Source organism: Bradyrhizobium sp. SZCCHNS3002, from assembly GCF_032377435.1.
Taxonomy (GTDB): domain Bacteria; phylum Pseudomonadota; class Alphaproteobacteria; order Rhizobiales; family Xanthobacteraceae; genus Bradyrhizobium.
In genome coordinates this window covers 331262-351608 of record NZ_JAUHHY010000008.1, presented here as the reverse complement: position 1 = coordinate 351608, position 20347 = coordinate 331262, and the positions used below count along the sequence as shown (strand labels likewise).

The 20347-nt window shown below is 65.2% G+C and carries 17 protein-coding genes; 9 read left to right on the top strand and 8 right to left on the bottom strand.

Features of this window, described 5'->3' with window-relative positions; genetic code table 11:
• The first annotated feature begins 209 nt into the window (after positions 1–209).
• The 7 genes from QW845_RS19315 to QW845_RS19285 all read left to right on the top strand — a co-directional run bounded on the left by QW845_RS19315 (position 210) and on the right by QW845_RS19285 (position 6684).
• Positions 210–1289, top strand: coding sequence for a LacI family DNA-binding transcriptional regulator (locus QW845_RS19315; RefSeq protein WP_315803133.1), 1080 nt, complete (start codon positions 210–212; stop codon positions 1287–1289).
• Positions 1290–1427: 138 nt separating this feature from the next.
• The gene (locus QW845_RS19310) at positions 1428–3251 is read left to right on the top strand and encodes an IlvD/Edd family dehydratase (RefSeq protein ID WP_315803132.1); all 1824 of its coding nucleotides are present in this window, start codon (positions 1428–1430) and stop codon (positions 3249–3251) included.
• Between the two features lie 137 nt (positions 3252–3388).
• A complete protein-coding gene (locus QW845_RS19305) occupies positions 3389–4123 on the top strand; it encodes an SDR family oxidoreductase (protein WP_315803131.1) in 735 nt (244 codons plus the stop codon).
• Between the two features lie 126 nt (positions 4124–4249).
• A complete protein-coding gene (locus QW845_RS19300) occupies positions 4250–4996 on the top strand; it encodes an SDR family NAD(P)-dependent oxidoreductase (protein ID WP_315803130.1) in 747 nt (248 codons plus the stop codon).
• Positions 4997–5093: 97 nt separating this feature from the next.
• Complete coding sequence (locus tag QW845_RS19295) at positions 5094–5483, top strand: GFA family protein (protein ID WP_315803129.1); 390 nt, start codon at positions 5094–5096, stop codon at positions 5481–5483.
• Positions 5484–5537: 54 nt separating this feature from the next.
• Entirely contained in the window at positions 5538–6218 is a 681-nt protein-coding gene (locus tag QW845_RS19290; RefSeq protein WP_315803128.1) for a site-2 protease family protein, read from the top strand.
• A 61-nt stretch (positions 6219–6279) separates the two neighbouring features.
• Entirely contained in the window at positions 6280–6684 is a 405-nt protein-coding gene (locus QW845_RS19285) for a hypothetical protein (RefSeq protein WP_315803172.1), read from the top strand.
• Positions 6685–6705: 21 nt separating this feature from the next.
• Here QW845_RS19285 and QW845_RS19280 read toward each other — a convergent pair whose 3' ends face one another.
• The 7 genes from QW845_RS19280 to QW845_RS19250 all read right to left on the bottom strand — a co-directional run bounded on the left by QW845_RS19280 (position 6706) and on the right by QW845_RS19250 (position 13421).
• Positions 6706–7494: a TonB family protein gene (locus tag QW845_RS19280; protein WP_315803127.1), complete on the bottom strand. Its 789-nt coding sequence runs from the start codon at positions 7492–7494 to the stop codon at positions 6706–6708.
• A gap of 16 nt (positions 7495–7510) precedes the next feature.
• Positions 7511–7990, bottom strand: a complete 480-nt coding sequence (exbD, locus tag QW845_RS19275; protein WP_315803126.1) for a TonB system transport protein ExbD — start codon at positions 7988–7990, stop codon at positions 7511–7513.
• Positions 7991–7996: 6 nt separating this feature from the next.
• Complete coding sequence (gene exbB / locus QW845_RS19270; RefSeq protein WP_315803125.1) at positions 7997–8935, bottom strand: tonB-system energizer ExbB; 939 nt, start codon at positions 8933–8935, stop codon at positions 7997–7999.
• A gap of 11 nt (positions 8936–8946) precedes the next feature.
• Positions 8947–9636 (bottom strand): Fe2+-dependent dioxygenase, encoded by a 690-nt coding sequence (locus QW845_RS19265; protein ID WP_315803124.1) that lies wholly within the window; start codon positions 9634–9636, stop codon positions 8947–8949.
• 2 nt (positions 9637–9638) lie between these two features.
• Entirely contained in the window at positions 9639–12062 is a 2424-nt protein-coding gene (locus QW845_RS19260) for a TonB-dependent receptor (protein ID WP_315803123.1), read from the bottom strand.
• Positions 12063–12320: 258 nt separating this feature from the next.
• A complete protein-coding gene (locus tag QW845_RS19255) occupies positions 12321–12581 on the bottom strand; it encodes a hypothetical protein (protein WP_315803122.1) in 261 nt (86 codons plus the stop codon).
• Positions 12582–12959: 378 nt separating this feature from the next.
• Positions 12960–13421: a MarR family transcriptional regulator gene (locus QW845_RS19250; protein ID WP_315803121.1), complete on the bottom strand. Its 462-nt coding sequence runs from the start codon at positions 13419–13421 to the stop codon at positions 12960–12962.
• A gap of 146 nt (positions 13422–13567) precedes the next feature.
• On the opposite strand from QW845_RS19250, the gene QW845_RS19245 reads away from it, so the two are divergent.
• Together QW845_RS19245 and QW845_RS19240 are read left to right on the top strand one after the other, a co-directional pair.
• Positions 13568–14749 carry an efflux RND transporter periplasmic adaptor subunit gene (locus QW845_RS19245; protein WP_409997941.1) on the top strand — a complete coding sequence of 394 codons (1182 nt, stop codon included), beginning with the start codon at positions 13568–13570 and terminating at the stop codon, positions 14747–14749.
• Positions 14746–17892 (top strand): multidrug efflux RND transporter permease subunit, encoded by a 3147-nt coding sequence (locus QW845_RS19240; RefSeq protein WP_315803119.1) that lies wholly within the window; start codon positions 14746–14748, stop codon positions 17890–17892. The genes QW845_RS19245 and QW845_RS19240 overlap by 4 nt, the downstream gene beginning before the upstream one ends.
• A 26-nt stretch (positions 17893–17918) precedes the next feature.
• Here QW845_RS19240 and QW845_RS19235 read toward each other — a convergent pair whose 3' ends face one another.
• Positions 17919–20198, bottom strand: coding sequence for an arylsulfatase (locus tag QW845_RS19235; protein ID WP_315803118.1), 2280 nt, complete (start codon positions 20196–20198; stop codon positions 17919–17921).
• Between the last annotated feature and the right edge of the window lie 149 nt (positions 20199–20347).

Here is a 20347-nt window from a genome sequence, read left to right as displayed (position 1 = left end):
CCGTTTGTCGTTTTGTAGTCCTGGTCGTGCAGTCTTGTTCTTGGTGGTCTTGTTGTTGGCTCCGGTCGCTCCGACTGGCTCCGAAACAGGGCCAGCTCGGCTGGCATTGTCCGCAGTTCAGTTCGCTTCCGCAATGTCTCGCTTAGCAACCGCGTGATAGCGCTGTCAATATCGCTTGTGTACCAGACCGCCTATGCTATGAGCGAGGCATGGGACGGAAACGCATCGAGCCGGGCAAAGTCCGGCTGACCGAAGTTGCGGCACTGGCGGGCGTCAGCCCGATCACGGTGTCACGCTTCTTCCGTAATCCCGCCACGGTCTCGGCCGGCCGCCGCACGCGGATCGAAAGCGCCGCCAAGGAGCTCGGTTACGTGCCGAACCTCGCCGCGCGCGCGCTCGCATCGCAGCGCACCGAAGTGATCGGCGTGCTGATACCGTCCCTCACCAACAACGTGTTCTCCGACGTGCTGCGCGGCATCTATGATGCGTTCGAAGGCAGCCGCTACAGCATCCAGCTCGCCAACACCCGCTACAGCGTGTTGCAGGAGGAGCGCCTGCTGCGGTTGTTCCTGATGCAGAAGCCGGCCGGCTTGATCGTGACCGGTCTCGACCAGACGGCGGAGAGCCGGTTGATCATCCAGGCGGCAGACTGTCCCGTCGTGCAGATCATGGAGCTCGGCGCCGACCCGATCGACATGATGATCGGATTTTCGCACGTCGATGCCTGTTTTGCAGCCATTTCACACCTTCTCGCGCAGGGCTGCCGCCGCATCGGCTTCATCGGCGCCCGCATGGACCCAAGGGTGCAGCGCAGGCTGCAGGGCTATCAGAACGCGATGAAGGAGGCCGGTTTGTTCGACCCGCGTCTCATCGTCACGGCGCCTGTTCCGACCTCGACCACGATGGGCGGCAGCCTGTTCTCCGATCTGCTGATGAAGGCGCCGGATCTCGATGCGGTGTTCTGCGCCAATGACGATCTCGCGCTCGGCGTGCTGTTCGAATGCCAGCGCCGGCACATCGCGGTGCCCGAGCAGATCGCGATCGTCGGCTTCAATGACATGGAATTCATGGCCGCGGCGGTTCCGACGCTCACCAGCGTGCGCACCAATCGCTACGAGATGGGTCGGCGTGCGGCGACGATGATCATGGACGCCGTGGAAGGCCGTCCCGTGGCGCAGCGTGTCGTCGATCTCGGCTTCGAGGTGATCGAACGGCAGAGCTCGACCTTGCAGCGCGGCACCGCAAATCCGCAGCCTGCGTCGGGGCGCGCTGCCGGAACAAAATGGTAGCGCAACCAAAAACCATGCACTAGAACCACTCGAACCAACAACGACTTGAACGAAAGACGTAGGCGATCCTCGACAGCGGGCCGATGGCGCACAGACGACGGACCGGCCTCGCCACGTTTGCACTGCGGGAGAAAACACATGACGAACTCGAACGGGCATGCCGGCAACGGCGCTGACAAGAGCCGCAAGCTGCGCTCGCAGGCGTGGTTCAACGATCCGCACAATCCGGGCATGACCGCGCTCTATCTCGAGCGCTACCTGAATTACGGCCTGACCCGGGCTGAGCTGCAGTCGGGCAAGCCGATCATCGGCATTGCCCAGACCGGCAACGATCTCTCGCCCTGCAACCGCCACCACATCGAGCTGGCGCACCGCGTCCGCGAGGGCATCCGCGCCGCTGGCGGCATCGCGATGGAATTTCCGACCCATCCGATCCAGGAGACCGGCAAGCGCCCGACGGCCGCGCTCGACCGCAACCTCGCTTATCTCGGCCTGGTCGAAATCCTTTTCGGCTATCCGCTCGACGGCGTGGTGCTGACCACCGGCTGCGACAAGACGACGCCGGCCTGCCTGATGGCCGCGGCGACCGTGAACATCCCCGCCATCGTGCTGTCGGGCGGCCCGATGCTGAACGGCTGGCACGAAGGCCAGCGCACCGGCTCCGGCACCGTGGTGTGGAAGTCGCGCGAACGGCTCGCCGCCGGCGAGATCGGCTATGAGGAGTTCATGGAGATCGTCGCCTCCTCGGCGCCGTCGGTCGGCCATTGCAACACCATGGGCACGGCCTCGACGATGAATGCGCTGGCCGAGGCGCTCGGCATGTCCCTGCCCGGCTGCGCCGCGATTCCAGCTCCGTATCGCGAGCGCGGCCAGATCGCCTACGAGACCGGAACGCGCATCGTCGACATGGTGTGGGAAGACCTGAAGCCGTCGGACATCCTGACGCGCAAGGCATTCGAGAACTGCATCGTCGCCAACTCCGCGATCGGCGGCTCGACCAACGCGCCGATCCACATCAACGCGCTGGCGCGCCATGTCGGCGTCGAGCTCGACATCGACGACTGGCAGAAGGTCGGCCACGACGTACCGCTGCTCGTCAACATGCAACCGGCCGGCTTCTATCTCGGCGAGGAGTTCCATCGCGCGGGCGGCGTGCCGGCCGTGATCGGCGAGTTGATGCGGCACAAGCGCATCCACGAGGACGTCATCACCGTCAACGGCCGCAGCATGGGCGACAATTGCCGCGACGCCGCCAAGCCGGACAACGACGTGATCTGGTCCTACGACAAGCCGCTGGTGAAGGATGCCGGCTTCCTGGTGCTGCGCGGCAACCTGTTCGATTCCGCGATCATGAAGACCAGCGTGATCTCCAAGGAGTTCCGCGACCGCTATCTCGTCAATCCGAAGGACCCGAACGCCTTCGAGGGCCGCGCCATCGTGTTCGAGGGTCCGGAGGACTATCACGACCGCATCGACGATGCATCGCTCGAGATCGACGAACACTGCGTGCTGTTCATCCGCGGCGCCGGCCCGATCGGCTATCCCGGCGGCGCCGAGGTCGTGAACATGCAGCCGCCGGCAGCGCTGATCAAACGCGGCATCCTGTCCTTGCCCTGCATCGGCGACGGCCGGCAATCCGGCACCTCGGGCTCACCGTCAATTCTCAACGCGTCGCCAGAGGCCGCCGCCGATGGCGGGCTCGCAATCCTCAAGACCGGCGATCGCGTGCGCATCGACCTCAACAAGGGCTCGGCCAACATCCTGATCTCGGACGAGGAGCTTGCGACGCGGCGCGCCGAGCTGAAGGCCAAGGGCGGCTTCCCACACCCCGCCAACCAGACGCCGTGGCAGGAGCTCTATCGCAACACCGTCGGCCAGCAGGCCACCGGCGCCTGCATGGAGCTTGCCACGCGCTATCACAACATCGCTGGCACTGTCGGCGTGGCAAGGCATAATCACTAGACACGCCGCGCAAAGCCGGCCACCGTCATTGCGAGGAGCGAAGCGACGAAGCAATCCAGAGCCGCGCGCGCAGCCCTGGATTGCTTCGCTGCGCTCGCAATGACGAAAGAATCAACGAGCATCCCAAGGGAGACCCCATGTCCGACCGCCTCAAGGGCAAGCGCGCCTTTGTCACCGCCGCCGCAGCCGGCATCGGCCGCGCCTGCGCGATCGCTTTCGCGCGTCAGGGCGCGACCGTGTTCGCCACCGATATCGATGAGAACGGCCTGAGCACGCTGAAGAGCGAAGGCATTGCCGAGGTCGCGACGCTCGACGTGCGCAACACCGCGGCCGTGAACGCGATGGCCGATCGCGTCGGCAAGGTCGAGATCCTGCTCAACGCTGCCGGCTTCGTGCACAACGGCACCATCCTCGACTGCTCCGACGACGACTGGGATTTCTCGTTCGACCTGAACGTCAAGTCGATGCATCGCACGATCCGCGCCTTCCTGCCTGACATGCTCGATCAGGGCGGCGGCGCCATCGTCAACATCGCCTCCGCCGCCGGCGTGTTCAAGGCGGCACCGAACCGCTACGTCTACGGCGCGACCAAGGCGGCGGTGGCGGCGCTGACGCGCTCGGTCGCAGCCGATTTCGTCGGCAAGAAAATCCGCTGCAACTGCATCTGCCCCGGCACGATCGAAACGCCCTCGATGCTCGGACGGGCGGCCTCGGCCGGCCCGAACGGGCTCGAGATGTTCATCTCGCGCCAGCCGATGGGCCGGCTCGGCACGGCGGAGGAGATCGCCCATCTCGCGGTCTATCTCGCCAGCGACGAGAGCGCGTTCACGACCGGCGTCGCGCACACCATCGACGGCGGCTGGACACTGTAGCTTCTCCTCATCCTGAGGAGCCGCGCAGCGGCGTCTCGAAGGATGAGGCCCGGATGTCAGGGGCCTCATGGTTCGAGACGCGCTCCGCGCTCCTCACCATGAGGGTCGAAAGAGGAGTCTTTCTTCATGAACCACATCGATCTCGCCAATCGCTGCGCCGTCGTCACCGGCGGCGCGCAGGGCTTTGGCCGCGCCATCACCGAGCGCTTCAGGGCCTCTGGGGCCAAGGTCGCGATCTGGGATCACGACATCGCGCTGGCGGAGAAGACCGCGCAGGAGATCGGTCCGGAGGTGCTGGCGCTGCAGGTCGACGTCACCGACACCAAAGCGGTCGAAGGCGCGCGCGACGCGACGCTGGCCGCGTTCGGCAGCATCGACATCCTGGTCAACAATGCCGGCATCGCCGGCATCAACAAGACGGTGTGGGAGACCGATCTCGAGGAGTGGCGCAAGGTGCTGCGCATCAATCTCGACGGTCCCTTCATCTGCGCCAAGACGATCGTGCCGGTGATGCTGAAGCAGGGCTATGGCCGCATCGTCAACATCGCCTCGATCGCCGGCAAGGAAGGCAACCCGAACGCTGCGCACTACTCGGCGTCAAAAGCCGGCCTGATCGCGCTGACCAAGTCGCTCGGCAAGGAGCTGGCGCAGCATAACATCACGGTCAATGCGGTGACGCCGGCGGCGGCGAAGACCGCGATCTTCGACCAGATGACGGACGCGCACATCAACTTCATGCTGTCGAAGATCCCGAAGGGCCGCTTCGTGCTGGTGGAAGAGCTCGCCGCGCTGGTGTCGTGGCTCGCCTCGGAAGAGTGCTCGTTCTCGACCGGCGCCGTGTTCGACATTTCCGGCGGCCGCGCGACCTATTAGTTTGCGGCGGGGTGGGCAAAGGTGCCATCGCAGACGGCGATGGGCCCACCTTCGTCTCGCTGGCGATACGGATGTCCCGATCCATGGAGCTTGCCTGATGACCCACCATGGCGGCTGCTTCTGCGGCGCGGTGCGCTTCCAATGCACGGGCGAGCCGATCAATGTGCGCGTCTGCCATTGCCGCAACTGCCAGCGGGCGACGGGCGCGCCGTTCTTCGCCCGCGCGCTGTTCTCGCACGACGCTTTGACGATCACCGGCGAAACCGCGCGCTTCCCCTCCTCCGACGCGCTCGACCGCATGTTCTGCCCGCGCTGCGGAGTCAGGCTGTTCTCATGGCGCACCACGCGCCCGGTGGTCGGCGTGGCCCTGGCCTGCTTCGACGACCGCAACGCCTTTGCCCCGACCGAGCACATCTGGGTCTCGGAAAAGATGGATTGGGTGCAGCTCAACGACGGACTGCCGCAATTTCCGGAAAATCCCGCGTAGCATCGGGGAACCATCGTGCCTATGTAGGGCCGAACGCGTCCGGAAACCCGATCCTTGAACATCTCGCTCTACGGCATTTCCGTCTGGATCCTGCCGATCATCATCGCCATCACCTTTCATGAGGCTGCTCACGCCTTCGTCGCCTGGCGGTTCGGCGACGACACCGCGTTGCGACTCGGTCGCGTCAGCTTCAACCCGATCCGGCACATCGATCCGTTCGGCACGATCCTGCTGCCGGGCATGCTGCTGCTGTCCGGCTCCCCGTTCCTGTTCGGCTACGCCAAGCCGGTGCCGGTCGATTTTCGCAATCTGCAGCCGCTCCGCGCCGGCATGGTGATGGTGGCGCTGGCGGGACCCGCCACCAACATCGCGCTCGCGCTGGCGGCGGGACTGGCGTTCCACGCCCTTCCGCTGGTTCCACCTGAGGCCGCGCGGTGGGTGGCGAGCAATCTATGGAATATTTTCTCGTTCAACATTCTGCTCGCCGTGTTCAACATGCTCCCGATACCGCCGCTCGACGGGGGCCGGGTCGCGGTCGGTGTCCTGCCGGCGGTGCTGGCGCGGCCGCTGGCCCGGCTCGAGCCGTACGGCATGCTGATTCTGATCGGATGCCTGATCCTCCTGCCGCTGGCGGGTTCCCAGTTCGGTCTCAATCTTGATCTTGTGTCGGGGCTGCTCCGCGCCACGACCGATTCTCTGAAGCAACTGCTTCTGCTATTGACGGGTAATGCCTAGATCTACCCGTCAGGGATGGTAACGAACGAGCCCCGAGGCACTCTTGGTCAAAGCCGCCGACATGATGATCGCACGCCGCGCCGACACCCGCGCCCGTGCCGATTTCGCGACCTGGAAGATGATCGCCAAGCTGAACGGCGCCTCCGGCCTGCCGCCGGCGGCGCAGGAATTCCTGGCCAGCTACAAGGCCCGCCTTGGCGACATGCCGGAGGACGAGGCGACCGAGGCCACCATCCGCGAGATGTACAAGGCCTATTATGCCGAGATGGGCGGCGGCGGCGCCCCGCCCGAGGTCAAGCCGGTCACAGCTGAGCCGGTGACCGACAATGTCACCGCCTTCCGCAAGCTGCCGCCGAAGCAGAAGGCGGCGCAAAGCGGGACGACCGCTCCGCGCAAGCTGCCGGTCGGGCTGATCTTCGCCGCGCTCTGCGTGGTCTATGTCGGGATCAGACTGTATTGGCAGTGAGGCCAGCCGAACCCCACCCGCTCATTTCGGCGGGTTGAACTTGACCGGCAGGATGAAGGAGAACTCGTCGTCGGTGAGGCCCGCGGGAGGCTTTGGCACGGGATCCGAACGGCGGACCATGCTGACGGCGGCCTGATCGAACTCCGGATCGCCGGACGTTTCCCTGACGTCCACCGAGACGACACGGCCGAGCCGGTTGAGCACGAGCGCCAGCTTGAGCTGAGCAGCGGTCTTCTTTCCGGATGGATACTTCTTGTGCAGCTCGAAATAGGCGCTGATCTTGCGGCCCCAATTGGCCGTCAACCTTTGCACGTCCTTGCCGATGCCGGCATTCGGCGCTTTGGTCTTCTCGGCTTCAGGAACCTTCTCGTCCAGGGCCTTGCGCGCACTGTCCTCGGAGGCTTCCTGTGCCTCTGACGCCTGTGTCTGGACCGTCGCGACCTTCTGCTCCTCGGTCGGCTTCTTCACGTCAGAGGTCGTGACCTCGCGGTCGGCCTCCTCGGTCGTGGTCGGGACATCCTTCTGCAGATCGGTCTGCTCGACCTCGGCCTTCTGCTCCTGCATCTGCGGAGCGGCGGTCTGCGCCACCGAGTCCTGTCCGACCGGAACCTCGTCGTCGTCGACCTTCGGCGAGCCCATATCGATGTCGATGACCTCGGCGCCCGCCGCGCCGAGGCCGCCGACGTCCTCGTCGTCCTTCAGATGTGTCAGCGCCAGCGCGGCCCCGCCGACATGCAGCATCAGCGCGCCCATGATCGCCAGAAACCAGAGACGGCGCGAGGGGGAGTGCCCGACGTCGAGGTCGCTCATCACACGTCGGCGCTCCTCACGGCTGCGCGGGCTGGGCCGGCGGCGCTGCCGCAGGTCCCTGGGCAGCCGCGGCTGGCGGCGCTTCCAGGGCCACCAGCTTGATCTTGGTGTAGCCGCCGGCGCGCAGCAGCTCCAGAACTCCCATCAGCTCGCCATAGGGCACCAGCTTGTCAGCGCGCAGGAAGATCGGCCGGTCCTTCGGCCGATCGGTCATGGCATCGAGATCGCGCACGAGATCGACGCGCTTGACCAGATTTTCCCCGATCGCCAGCGTGAGGTCCGGCTTGATCGAGACGTAGGTCGGCTTGTCCGGCTTCTTCTGCGGCGTGGCGCTCGAGGACGGCAGGTCGATCGGCAGGTCGACGGTCGAGAGCGGCGCAGCCACCATGAAGATGATCAGCAGCACCAGGATGACGTCGATGAACGGCGTCACGTTGATGTCGTGGGTCTCGTCGAAATCGTCGTCGAGATCGCCTTCGGAGAGCGAGACGGCCATCGTCGGCTACTCCGCCGCCCGAACGTGAAGACCACCATGGCCGCGATCGAGATCGCGCGACAGCAATCGTCCGGTGGTGCCGGAGGCGCGGTTGACGAGCTCGAGATACCCCTTCGTGACGCGCGAGAAGTGATTGTAGATGATCACGGCCGGAATCGCCGCGGCCAGACCGATCGCCGTCGCCAGCAGCGCCTCGGCGATACCCGGCGCGACCACCGCGAGGTTGGTGGTCTGCGATTTCGAAATGCCGATGAAGCTGTTCATGATGCCCCAGACCGTGCCGAACAGACCGACGAAGGGCGAAATCGCGCCGACGGTGGCGAGCAGGCCCATGCCGGTCCGCACCCGCCGCGCTTCGGCGCGGACGATCTCGGTGAAGCTCGAGGCTGCGCGCTCCTTGATGCCCTCGTCACTGCCGAGCCCGGCCGACAGCCGCGCCTCGGTGACCGCGGCCTGCAGCAGCATCGCAGCGACATTCTTGCCCTGTCCGAGCGCGAGCTGGGCCTCGGCCAGCGACTTTGCTCCGGTCAGCTTGCGCAGCGCGCCGATCAGCCGTCGGCGCAGGACGGAAAATTCGAGGCTCTTGGCGATCAGGATCGTCCAGCTCGCGACCGAGGCCAGCGCCAGCATGATCATGACCGCTTTGACGACGATATCGGCCTTGAGAAACATGCCGAGCGGCGACAGCTCGTCCAGCCCGGTGGTTACCGACTTGCCAGTTCGGGTGGCGCTCTCGCTGCCCGCCGGTGCGGCGGTCGTTGCGGCCGCCTGTCCCGACGCGGGCGGCGCCATCGTCTGCGCCGTGCCCGGTGCCGGCGCGGCAAGATCGGTCGAGACCGCTGGCGCGGACCTGGCCGGCTCCTGCTGCGCATGTGCAGGTAGCCCCGCAGCAACAGACAGACATGACAGGACGATTGCAAACCTAACGAGGAACGATGTCATCATATCTCGGCCCATTAGACCTCGGCCCATTGCCGGATCAGATTGTGATAGATGCCGGTCAGCTTGACCGCATCGGGATCGTCCCTCCCGAGGCGTTCCGCCAAGCTCTGGATCGCCGTGTCCAGATCGAAGATCATGCTCCGGACGTGGGCATCCCGTATCATGCTCTGCATCCAGAAAAAAGAGGCGACCCGGGCGCCACGCGTGACCGGCGTGACCATGTGAAGGCTCGATGACGGATACAGCACCGCGTGCCCCGCGGGCAACTTGACTTCGTGTGAGCCGTAGGTGTCCTCGATCACAAGCTCGCCACCGTCATAGCTGTCGGGCTCGGCCAGGAACAAGGTCATCGACAGGTCGGTGCGGATGCGCAGGCCGGTCAGCGGATCGCCACGCACGGCATTGTCGACATGGATGCCGAAATGGTCGCCCCGCGAGGCGGTGTAGCGGTTGAACAAGGGCGGAAAGATCTGCAGTGGGATCGCTGCCGACAGGAAGCGCGGATTTTTCGTCAGCGCCGTGATGATGCGCTGGCCCAGCACCCGCGCCGCCTCGCCGTCCGGCGGCAGCTGCTCGTTGCGCTTGACCATGGCCGACTGCGCCCCGGCCGTCGAGCGGCCGTCCTCCCACTCCGCCGCATCCATGATGCGGCGGAAGTCGGCGACCTCGTCTTTGGACAGAACGTCCGGGATGCAGATCAGCATGATCAAAACTTCGCAGTGGTGACGATATAGAAGGCGCGCCCCGGGGCCACGGCGACGAACGGCACCGCGCTCCGATACAGCGTGTCGTAGTACAGCTTGTTGGTCAGGTTCTGCGCGTAGAGCTTCATCGTCCAGTTCTTGTCGAGCTGCTTCTCGACGAAGGCGTCGAAGCGCCAGTAGCTCGGCAGCTCGTTGCCGGTGTTGGCCGCGAAGGTGCCGCCATAGACCTTGGAGCGGTAGACCGCCTGCCCGCCGATCTCCCAGCCATTGTCGAACTTGTACTTCGACAGCATGCTGAACGACTGATGCGCGATGTTGGCGAGCTGCAGGCCGATGTTGGAGGCAACGCCGCTCTGCGTGACCTTCGACTGCATCAGCACCAGGCCGCCGAAGATGCTCCAGCGATCGGTGAGCTTGCCTTCCGCCTCGATGTCGATGCCCTGGATGCGGTAGGCCGCGCCCGAGGTGAGCAGGCCGCCGACGGTCTCGCGCGCGTTGTCCTTGGTGGTCTGGAACAGCGCGGCTGAGACCAGCAGATGGCGGTCGACCAGCTCCCATTTGGTGCCGAGCTCGGCCGCCTTGTTGCGCTCCGGCCCGAGCAGGACGGCGGTGTTGGCGGGCACGCCGCCGTAGTCGGTGCCGGTGGCGTCGAGCTCGGAGCCGAACGGATTGGCCGAGGTCGCATAGGCCGCGTAGAGGCTGCCGATCGGCATCGGCTTGTAGACCACGCCGACATTGTAGTTGACCAGGTCGGCATTCATCTTGAGGTATTTCGGCGAGTTGGTCGACGAGCTCATGTTGTAGCCGTCATAGCGCACCCCGCCGTTCAGGATGATGATGTCCCGCCAATTGGCGGTATCCATGGCGTAGACACTGTTGGTGTTCACGCCGTAGCGCGTCGGGTTGCCGGACAGCGACGGCGTCGTGCTGAACGGGATGTAGGTGTATTGCGGCGAGTAAACGTTGACGCCGGTGACGGCGCCGTTGCTGGTCGAGCCGCCGCCGAACAGCTCAGATGACAGTCCGGTGTAGCGGTCGATCGAGATGTTCTCGTTCGAGAATTCCGTGCCGAGCACGGCGGTGTGCTTGACGCCCCCGGTGTCGAGCTTGAACGTGGCGTCGTTCTGGTTGGCCCACACGTCCACGGTCTGATAGCGGCTCTGCGCGCTCGCGGTGGTGGTCCAGAGCAGCGGGTTCGGGCTGGTCGTGTTCGGGTTCTGCGGCAGCGTGCCGATGTAGTTCAGCAGCGAGTGCTCGCCGCGGAACTTGCTGCTGAGGGTGATCGCGTCGTTGACCTTGTACTCGGCCGCGGCAGTGCCGAAATCCTGCCGCGCGGTCTGGAAATCGCGATTGAGGAAGCCATACCAGGTGCCGCGCGGAATGCCGGCCGAGGTCACCGGCACGTTGCCCTGCTTGTAGTAGGGCACGCCGAAATCCGGATAGCCGGAGAGATCGGTGTGGACATAGTTGGTCGTGATCTTCAGATCCTCGATCGGCGTCCACTTGGTCGAGAGGAAGGCGCCCCAGCGGTCGTCGGTGACGAAGTTGCGCCCGGCGACGTTGGAGTCCTGGAACAGGCCGCCGGTGCGCACCGAGACGGTCGGCGAGATCACCTGGTTGACGTCGAGCGTGACGCGCTTCTGCTGATCGGTGCCGAACTCGGTATCCATCCGCTTGAAGTTGGTGTCGCCGGCCTGCTTGGTGACGATGTTGATGGCACCGCCGGCCGTGCCGCGCCCTGCATAGGACGACGCGGGGCCGCGCAGGATCTCGATCTGCTCGGTGAAGAAGTTCTCGCGGATCGATACTGCGGGATCGCGGATGCCGTCGATGAACACGTCGTTACGGGCATCGAAGCCGCGGATGAAGAAGCGGTCACCGAATGCGTTGCCGCCCTCGCCCGAGCCCAGCGTGACGCCGGCGGTCGAACGGCCGATCTCCTTGAGCGCGGTGACGTGCTTGTCGGCAAGCACCTCCTTGCTCATCACCGTGATGGTCTTGGGCGTGTTCAGCAGCGGCTCGGGAAACTTGCCCGATGCCTGCACGCGGTTGACCTTGTAGGGCTCGGCTGCGTCCGCGTAGGGGTTGGCGTCCGGCGCGGACAGGCCGCCTGCGTTCGGAAACGCGACCGCGGCCTGCTGCGCCGCCTGCTGGCGGGCCGCCGCGCGGCGCAGGGCATTGCGCGCGCGGACCTGCTCGGCGGTCGGCTTGGAGGACGTCGGCTTGGCCCGCGCGATCGGCGCATCGACGTTGACGGGCGGCAGGTCGGACGCCGGCTGCGCCGCCTCGGCCGACGACATCGATGCCACCGCCATCAGCCCGGCCACCGCCGACACCTTGGTGACGGAGGGCCCTTCTCCTCGTCCGTCATTGAACTTCATCGCTGCGATCCCACGCAGCGAACGCGGTGCTCTCACCTGTCCCATTTATTTTCACGCGCCCCAGATTTTCATTCCACGTCGCTTACGCGGATCATTCGCAGCGCGACGATGTGTCGTTGGTATCGGGCGCGTTTCAGGGGGTCAATTTGAGGAGCCCTAATTTGGCCTTGAATAGTTCCAGATCAAAACAATTCTAAAAACGCTCAACTAACAACATACGAAACTTGAAATCGTTCTAAACAGCGCGATTTGACTCGCGCTGTCGTCGAATCACCACTGCGTCGCGCGCAACTCCGGCGCAGGTCAGTTCGACGAGCCAGCCGGCTCGTCGCTGCTCGGCGGCTTCATTAACGAGAACAGCTCGTCTACAGTCTGCACCGCGATCTGGCGCACGCGGTCGGAATCATCGATCCCCGCGATCCGCACGCCCTTGACGACGGCCCTGATCTCATCGCGAAAATCGGTCAGGAAGCGCAAGGGATCGCGCTGCTCGTTGGCGACGCGCGCGATCAGGCCAGTGACCAGGATCTGGCACGCGAGCATCTTTCCATTCAGTTCTTCCATCGTGAGCTCCCCATTCGCTATCGTCGCACGGCGCATCGTCGGACGACGCGGCCTCGCTCCGGTTGAATCCTGCCGCTGCCCGGCGGCGCCATGACGGCGGCCGGACTCATCGGCTTCTAATCAGCTCCCATCGGGCGCGACAAGACGGCGACAATAGGTCGGAGTGCGGCGTTCGCACGAGAGACCGGCGCCGTCGGCGAATGGTCCTGCGCGACGCGCTGCCCGACGATGGCGGCAGAGGACCGCCGCAGACCGCCCTGCTCTCGCGCAGGCCACGCTGCGGCACCGGCAAGCCGCTCGGCCATTTTTCGCACTCAAGATGTTTTACGATACGACGCAACTCAAGATGGGATTAAACCGGTCTGCGCTGCGGCCCGGCTATTTGAGCGCCACCTCGGCTTTCGGATCGGACAGCGTCTTGATCCGATCCTTCAGGTCCCTGAGCGTCGACAGGCTGGTGGCGACGGCCTCGTCCGGAATGTCGTGCAGAACGTCGCCGGCGATCGCATCGCGCAGCTCGTCGAGATCATCGACGAGCTCTCGTCCCGCGGCGGTGAGATGGAGACGGTTCGCGCGGCGATCCCTCGGATCGTGCCTGCGCTCCAGCAACCCCTGCTCCACCAGCCTGTCGAGCAGACGCACCAGTGAAATCGGCTGCAGTTCCAGCACTTCTGCGAGATCGACCTGTGACATCCCCTCATGCGCGCGCAGCCGAAACAGCACCACCCATTGGGCGCGGGTCGTGCCGCGCTGTTTGGCACGATGATCAATATAGTTGCGCAGGATGCGCGAGCTTTCGACAAGCTGCGTAACGAGCTGCCGTCTCATATCCAGCGACATGGCTGTGAACTCCCTTGCGATCCCTCGAAGCTTGCCGATTGTTTAGGTTTGTCCACGCGCTCGTGTGTTTACACATTAATTGCGTGCGTACTATATCTGGCATGCTGGGAATGGTTTTAAAGACCGGTTATCCTGTTCGTCTCAGCATGTGGGCCAGCATGAAGACATCACGAACCCTCGGTTGGATCCTGCTTGTCGCGGCTCTCGGCGGCGCCGGCTATTATGGCTGGCAGCGTCATCAGGGCGCCGAGGCAGCGAAGAAGACCGCTGAGCAGAAATCGGCCCGACCGCAGGCGGTTCGGGTCTCGACCGTGCCGGTCGAGAAGACGGACTTTCCGGTCTTCCTCACCGGCCTGGGGACCGTGCAAGGCTTCAACACCGTCCAGGTCCGCACCCGCGTCGACGGCCAGATCGACAAGATCGCCTTCACCGAAGGCCAACTCGTCAAGGAAGGCGACCTGCTGGTCGAGATCGACCCGAGGCCGTTCCAGGCCGCGCTCGACCAGGCCAAGGCCAAGCGGGCGCAGGACGAGGCCAATCTCAACAACGCCAATCTCGACCTGCAGCGCACCACCAAGCTCGGCGAGTTCGCGACCCGGCAGCAGCAGGACACCCAGCGCGCCACCGTCGCACAGCTCACGGCGCAGATCGCCGCCGACGACGCCGCGATCGCCAATGCCCAGACCCAGCTCAGCTACACCCAGGTCAAGGCGCCGATCTCCGGGGTCGCCGGCCTCCGCCAGGTCGACATCGGCAACATCGTCAACGCCTCGAGCCAGACCGGCATCGTCTCGATCGCGCAGATCGAACCGATCGCGGTGATCTTCACCGCGCCGGAAGAGCAGTTGCCCTACATCAACGAGGCGCAGAAGACCGCCCCGTTGAAGGTGATCGCGTTCACCACCGACGGCAGGAAGCAGCTCGCCGAGGGCAAGCTGATGGTCGTGAACAACCAGGTCGACACGTCCAGCGGAACGATCCGGCTGAAAGCGGTGTTCGACAACAAGGACCACGTGCTGTGGCCCGGACAGTCGGTCTCGACGCGGCTCCTGGTGCGGACGCTGAAGGACGCCACGGTGGTTCCTGACGACGCGGTCCAGCATTCGACCAGCGGGCTGTATTCCTACACGGTGAGCCCGGACAACAAGGCCGAGCTGCGCAAGGTGAAGGTCGGCGTTTCGCTCGATGGCCGGACCGTCGTCGAAGAAGGGCTGACGCCCGGCCAGCAGGTGATTACCGGCGGTCAATTCAAAGTGCAGCCAGGCTCGGTCGTGACCACCGCGGTGGCCAGCTCGGAGCCGGCGCCAGCTAAGGTCCGGCAGGAATGAACGGCGGCGGCATCTCGGCACCCTTCATCAAATACCCCATCGGCACCTCGCTGCTGATGGCAGGTATCCTGTTCATTGGCCTGGTTGCCTACCCGCTGCTGCCGGTCGCACCGCTGCCGCAGGTCGACTTCCCGACCATCCAGGTGACCGCCAATCTGCCGGGCGCCAGCCCTGAGACCATGGCGACCTCGGTCGCCCAGCCGCTGGAGCGGCAATTCGCACAGATTCCCGGCATCGCCCAGATGACGTCGACCAGTTACCTGGGCACCGCATCGGTCACGATCCAGTTCGACCTGAATCGCAACATCGACGGCGCCGCCAACGACGTCCAGGGCGCCATCAACGCCGCCTCGGGCCAGTTGCCCAAGACCCTGCCGTCGCCGCCGACCTACCGCAAGGTCAACCCGGCGGACGCGCCGATCCTGATTTTGTCCGCCACGTCCGAGACGCTGCCGCTGACGACGGTCTCCGACTCCGTCGATGCGCAGCTCGCGCAGCAGATCAGCCAGATCTCGGGTGTTGCCCAGGTGATCATCGGCGGCCAGCAGAAGCCGTCGATCCGTATCCAGATCGACCCGGCCAAGCTGGTCGCCAAGGGCCTCTCGATGGAGGACGTGCGCAGCCAGATCGCGATCACCACGGTGGACAGCCCGAAGGGCAACATCGACGGCGAGCGTCGGGCCTACACCATTTACGCCAATGACCAGCTCACCGAGTCGAAGGACTGGAACGACGTCATCATCGCCTACCGCAATGGCGGTCCGTTGCGCATCCGTGACATTGGCCGGGCGGTGACCGGACCGGAGGATGCCAAGCAGGCCGCCTGGGCCAACGGCAAGCGCGGCGTGTTCCTGGTGGTCTTCAAGCAGCCTGGCGCCAACGTCATCGAAACCGTCGACAAGATCAAGGCGACGCTGCCGCGCCTGGTTGCGGCGATCCCGCCGGCCATCAAGGTCGAGCTGATGTCGGATCGCACGACGACCATCCGTGCCGCGGTCGAAGACGTCCAGTTCACGCTGCTCCTGACCATCTTTCTGGTGGTCATGGTCATCTTCATCTTCCTGCGCAGCTTCTGGGCCACGGTGATCCCGACGATCACCGTGCCGCTCGCCCTGCTCGGCGCCTGCGCGATGATGTGGGGGGTCGGCTATTCACTCGACAACCTCTCGCTGATGGCGCTGACGATCGCGGTCGGCTTCGTCGTCGACGACGCCATCGTCATGCTCGAGAACATCTCTCGCTATGTCGAGGAAGGCGAGTCCCCGATGGCTGCCGCCTACAAGGGGGCCAAGGAGATCGGCTTCACCATTGTCTCGATCTCGATCTCGCTGGTCGCCGTGCTGATCCCGCTCTTGCTGATGGGCGGCATCATCGGGCGCCTGTTCCGCGAATTCGCGGTCGTGCTGGCGATGACGATCTTCGTCTCGATGTTCGTCTCGCTGACGTTGACGCCGATGATGGCCTCGCGTTTCCTGCGCGGCGGCCACCAGGCTCATGGCAAATTCTACCAGTGGAGCGAGCGCGGCTTCGAGGCGCTGCTCAGGGCCTACGAGAAGGGATTGGACATCGCACTGCGCTGGCGCTTCACCACGCTGATGGTGTTCTTCGCCACGCTCGGCCTGTCGATCTACCTGTTCGTGCTGATCCCCAAGGGTTTCTTCCCGCAGCAGGACAACGGCCTGATCACCGCCGCGTCGGAGGCGTCGCAGGACATCTCCTTCAAGGCGATGCAGTCGCGCCAGGAGGCGCTGGCCAAGATCGTGCAGGATGATCCGGGCGTGGCCAGCGTCGCAATGGCGATCGGCGGCTCCGGCCGCGCCGGCAATACCGGCAATCTGTTCATCACCTTGAAGCCGCGTGACGAGCGTGATGCATCGGCGCAGCAGATCATCACACGCCTGAGGCCGCAGCTGGAGAAGGTCGAGGGAGCCCGGCTCTACATGCAGGCCGCGCAGGACGTCCGCCTCGGCGGCCGGCCGTCCCGAACCCAGTTCGAGTTCACGCTGCAGGACTCCAATATCTCCGAGCTCAACGAGTGGGCGCCGAAGATCCTGGAGAAGATGCGCTCGCTGCCGCAGCTGCGCGACGTCGCCACCGACCAGCAGGCCGACGGCACCACCGTGCAGCTCACGATCAACCGCGACACCGCCTCGCGCTACGGCATCTCGCCGCAGTTGATCGACGACACGCTGTATGACGCGTTCGGCCAGCGACAGGTCGCGCAGTACTTCACCCAGCTCAACTCCTACCGCGTGATCCTGGAGATCCTGCCTGAGCTGCAGGGCAATATCGACACGCTCAACAAGCTCTACGTGAAATCGCCGACCACCGGCGACCAGGTGCCGCTCTCGACCTTCGCCAGTTGGACCAACGTGCCGGTGAGGCCGCTGTCGATCAGCCACCAGGGTCAGTTCCCGTCGATCACGATCAGCTTCAACCTCGCCCAGGGCGTCGCGCTCGGCCAGGCCACCGATGCGGTGCAGCGCGCGATGGTCGAGCTCGGCGCGCCCGCAACCTTGAACTCGAGCTTCCAGGGCACCGCGCAGGCGTTCCAGCAGTCGCTGTCGACCGTGCCGCTCTTGATCCTCGCCGCCCTCGTCGTGGTCTATCTGATCCTCGGCATCCTCTACGAGAGCTACATCCACCCGATCACGATTCTCTCGACGCTGCCCTCGGCCGGCGTCGGCGCGCTCGCGATCCTGATGGCGTTCGGCTACGATTTCAGCCTGATTGCGCTGATCGGCGTCATTCTCCTGATCGGCATCGTGAAGAAGAACGGCATCATGATGGTCGACTTCGCCATCGCCGCCGAACGCGACCAGCACTTGCCGCCCGAGCAGTCGATCCGCCAAGCCGCCCTGCTGCGCTTCCGTCCGATCATGATGACGACGATGGCGGCCCTGCTCGGCGGCGTGCCCCTGATGCTCGGCAATGGCACCGGCTCGGAGATCCGCCAGCCGCTCGGCTATGCGATGGTCGGCGGCCTGATCGTCAGCCAGATGCTGACGCTGTTCACCACGCCGGTGATCTATCTCTATCTCGACAAGGTCAACAACGCCTTCGCGCGCTGGGGCCGCACGCATATCGACCACGAGCCCGACGCGGCCGCTCCCGGCGGCGCCGTGAAGGAAGCGGCGGAATAACGATCCGCCGCTTCCCTGGTCGTCAACTATTGTCGCGCCATCTCGGCGTTGCCGACGCTTTCGCCGTCCAGGCTCTGCTCGTTCTGCATCGTCACGGTCACGTGCGACAGCCGTCCGGTGAATGCGAACGGCGCCGCGTAGTCCGACACCGGGCTGCCGCGGTCGTGGCCGATGTCGAGCCCCGACCATGAGATCAGCGTGTGGAAGGCGAGCTGCGTGGTCAGCGCGCCGGCCTCCTCGCCGTCGATCAGCAATGTGTACTGGCTCAGGCCGGTGCGCGCGCCCTTGGCCGGCTCGGTCTGCCGCCTCAGACGTTCGACGCGCACGCCCAGGCGATGCGATCCCGCCGGCACCGGGCGGGCCGAGCTGACGATCTCGTGGCGGCCGCCGATGTTGAGATCGTGCACGAGATGGCCGTCCTTGACGTAGAGGCTGTAGCCTGACGTGGCATCGCCATGGGCGATCAGTACGCCGGATGCGCCCTCTGCATCGATCTCGACATGGGCCTCAATCAGATAGTCGCGGCTGCGCACGTCGGGGGCGACGTCGGTCGGCACATGGCCCATGCCGGCGTGGAACGTGAAGCGCGTACGCGCGCCGTGGAAACGCGCGGCGTTCTCGGCAAAGCGCGGGCCGAAGCGATCGTCGAGCGGCAGTACCTGGTGCGCCTCCGCCTGCTCCCACCACAGCTTCACCAGTGCCGCGAGCCGCTCCGGCTCGGCGGCGGCGAGATCATGCGTCTCGGAGAAATCCTGCGTGAGATGAAACAGCTCCCATTTATCGTTGTCGAACGGCGTGCCCGACGGGTGAAAGGCCACCGCCTTCCAACCGTCGTGCCAGAGGCCGCGATGGCCGAACATCTCGAAATATTGCGGCACGGGCTTCGACGGCGCGGACGGATCGGTGATGGAGGCGGCGAAGCTCACGCCCTCGAGCGGCATCTGCGGCACACCCGCGATCGTGGCCGGCGCATCGATGCCGATCAGGTCGAGCAGGGTCGGCACGAGGTCGCAGGCATGGACGAACTGGTGGCGGACTTCGCCGCGCGCCGCGATGCGCTGCGGCCAGGAGACGATGAAGGGATCGCGGATGCCGCCGCCATGGGTGTTCTGCTTGTAGCGGCGCAGCGGCGTGTTCGACGCCATCGCCCAGCCATGCGGGAAGTTCGCGTGCGTATCCGGCCCGCCGATGTCGTCGATCCGCGCGAGCTTCTCGGCGACCGGCTCCGGCTTGAAGTTGAATGGTCCCATCGCGTTGACGAAGCCGAGCGGGCCGCCCTCCTGGCTGGCGCCATTGTCGGACATGACGATCACGAGCGTGTTGTCGCGCTGGCCGGTCTTGTCGAGAAAGGCGAGCAGCCGCGCCAGATGCTGGTCGGCATGATCGAGCATGCCGGCGAAGGCCGATTGCAGCCGGGTGAAGACGCGCCGTTCGTCGTCGGAATGCGCGTCCCAGGCCTTCACGCCGTCATTGCGCGGCGGCAGATCGGTATTTTCCGGCACCAGCCCCATCGCCTTCTGCCGCGCCAGCCGCTGCGCGCGCTCGGCGTCCCAGCCATGAGCGAAGGCCGGGTCGTAGCTCTCGATGATCTCGCGGGGCGCCTGGTGCGGCGCGTGGCAGGCACCGAGTGCGAGCCAGGTCAGCCACGGCAATTCCGGTCGGTCGGCGGTGTGGTCGGCGATGAAGCGAATGGTCTGATCGACCAGATCGGCAGTCAGGTGATAGCCGTCGGCGTAGCTGCCGGGCGGACTGACATGGGTGTTGTCGAGCACGAGTTCCGGCGCATATTGATCGGTTTCGGCGTCGAGGAAGCCGTAGAAGCGGTCGAAGCCGCGCCCCAGCGGCCAGCCGTCGAACGGCCCGGTCGCGCCGCTCTCGGTCAAGGGCGTCACGTGCCACTTGCCGACCATGTAGTTGCGATAGGCATGGGTGCGCAGCATCTCCGCCAGCGTCCCTGCCTCGCGCGCGATCTTGCCGCGATAGCCGGGATAGCCCGAGTCGAAATTGGCAAGGCAGCCGACGCCGACCGAATGATGGTTGCGGCCGGTGAGGAGCGCCGCCCGCGTGGTCGAACACATCGCGGTGGTGTGGAAGCCCGAATAGCGCAGGCCCTGCGCGGCCAGCGCGTCGATCGCGGGGGTGCGGATGGGCGAGCCGTAGCAGCCGAAATCGGAAAAGCCGACATCGTCGAACAGCACCACCAGGATGTTGGGCGCGCCCTTCGGCGGCTGCTGCGGCGCCGGCCACCACGGCCTGGAGCCTGCAATGGTCCTGCCGATCGTGCCACCGAATGCGGGCTCGCTCATGCCTCGTCCTCCCTCTTGCTCGCGTCCCGGCCGCGCCTGGCAGCCCGCACGAGTTGTATCGTTCTGATAGCTCTGGGATCCGCGACGTCCCGGGCAGGGGCGGCACGGCCAGGCTTGCCTCAGATCATAATCATAATTATGATTATTGT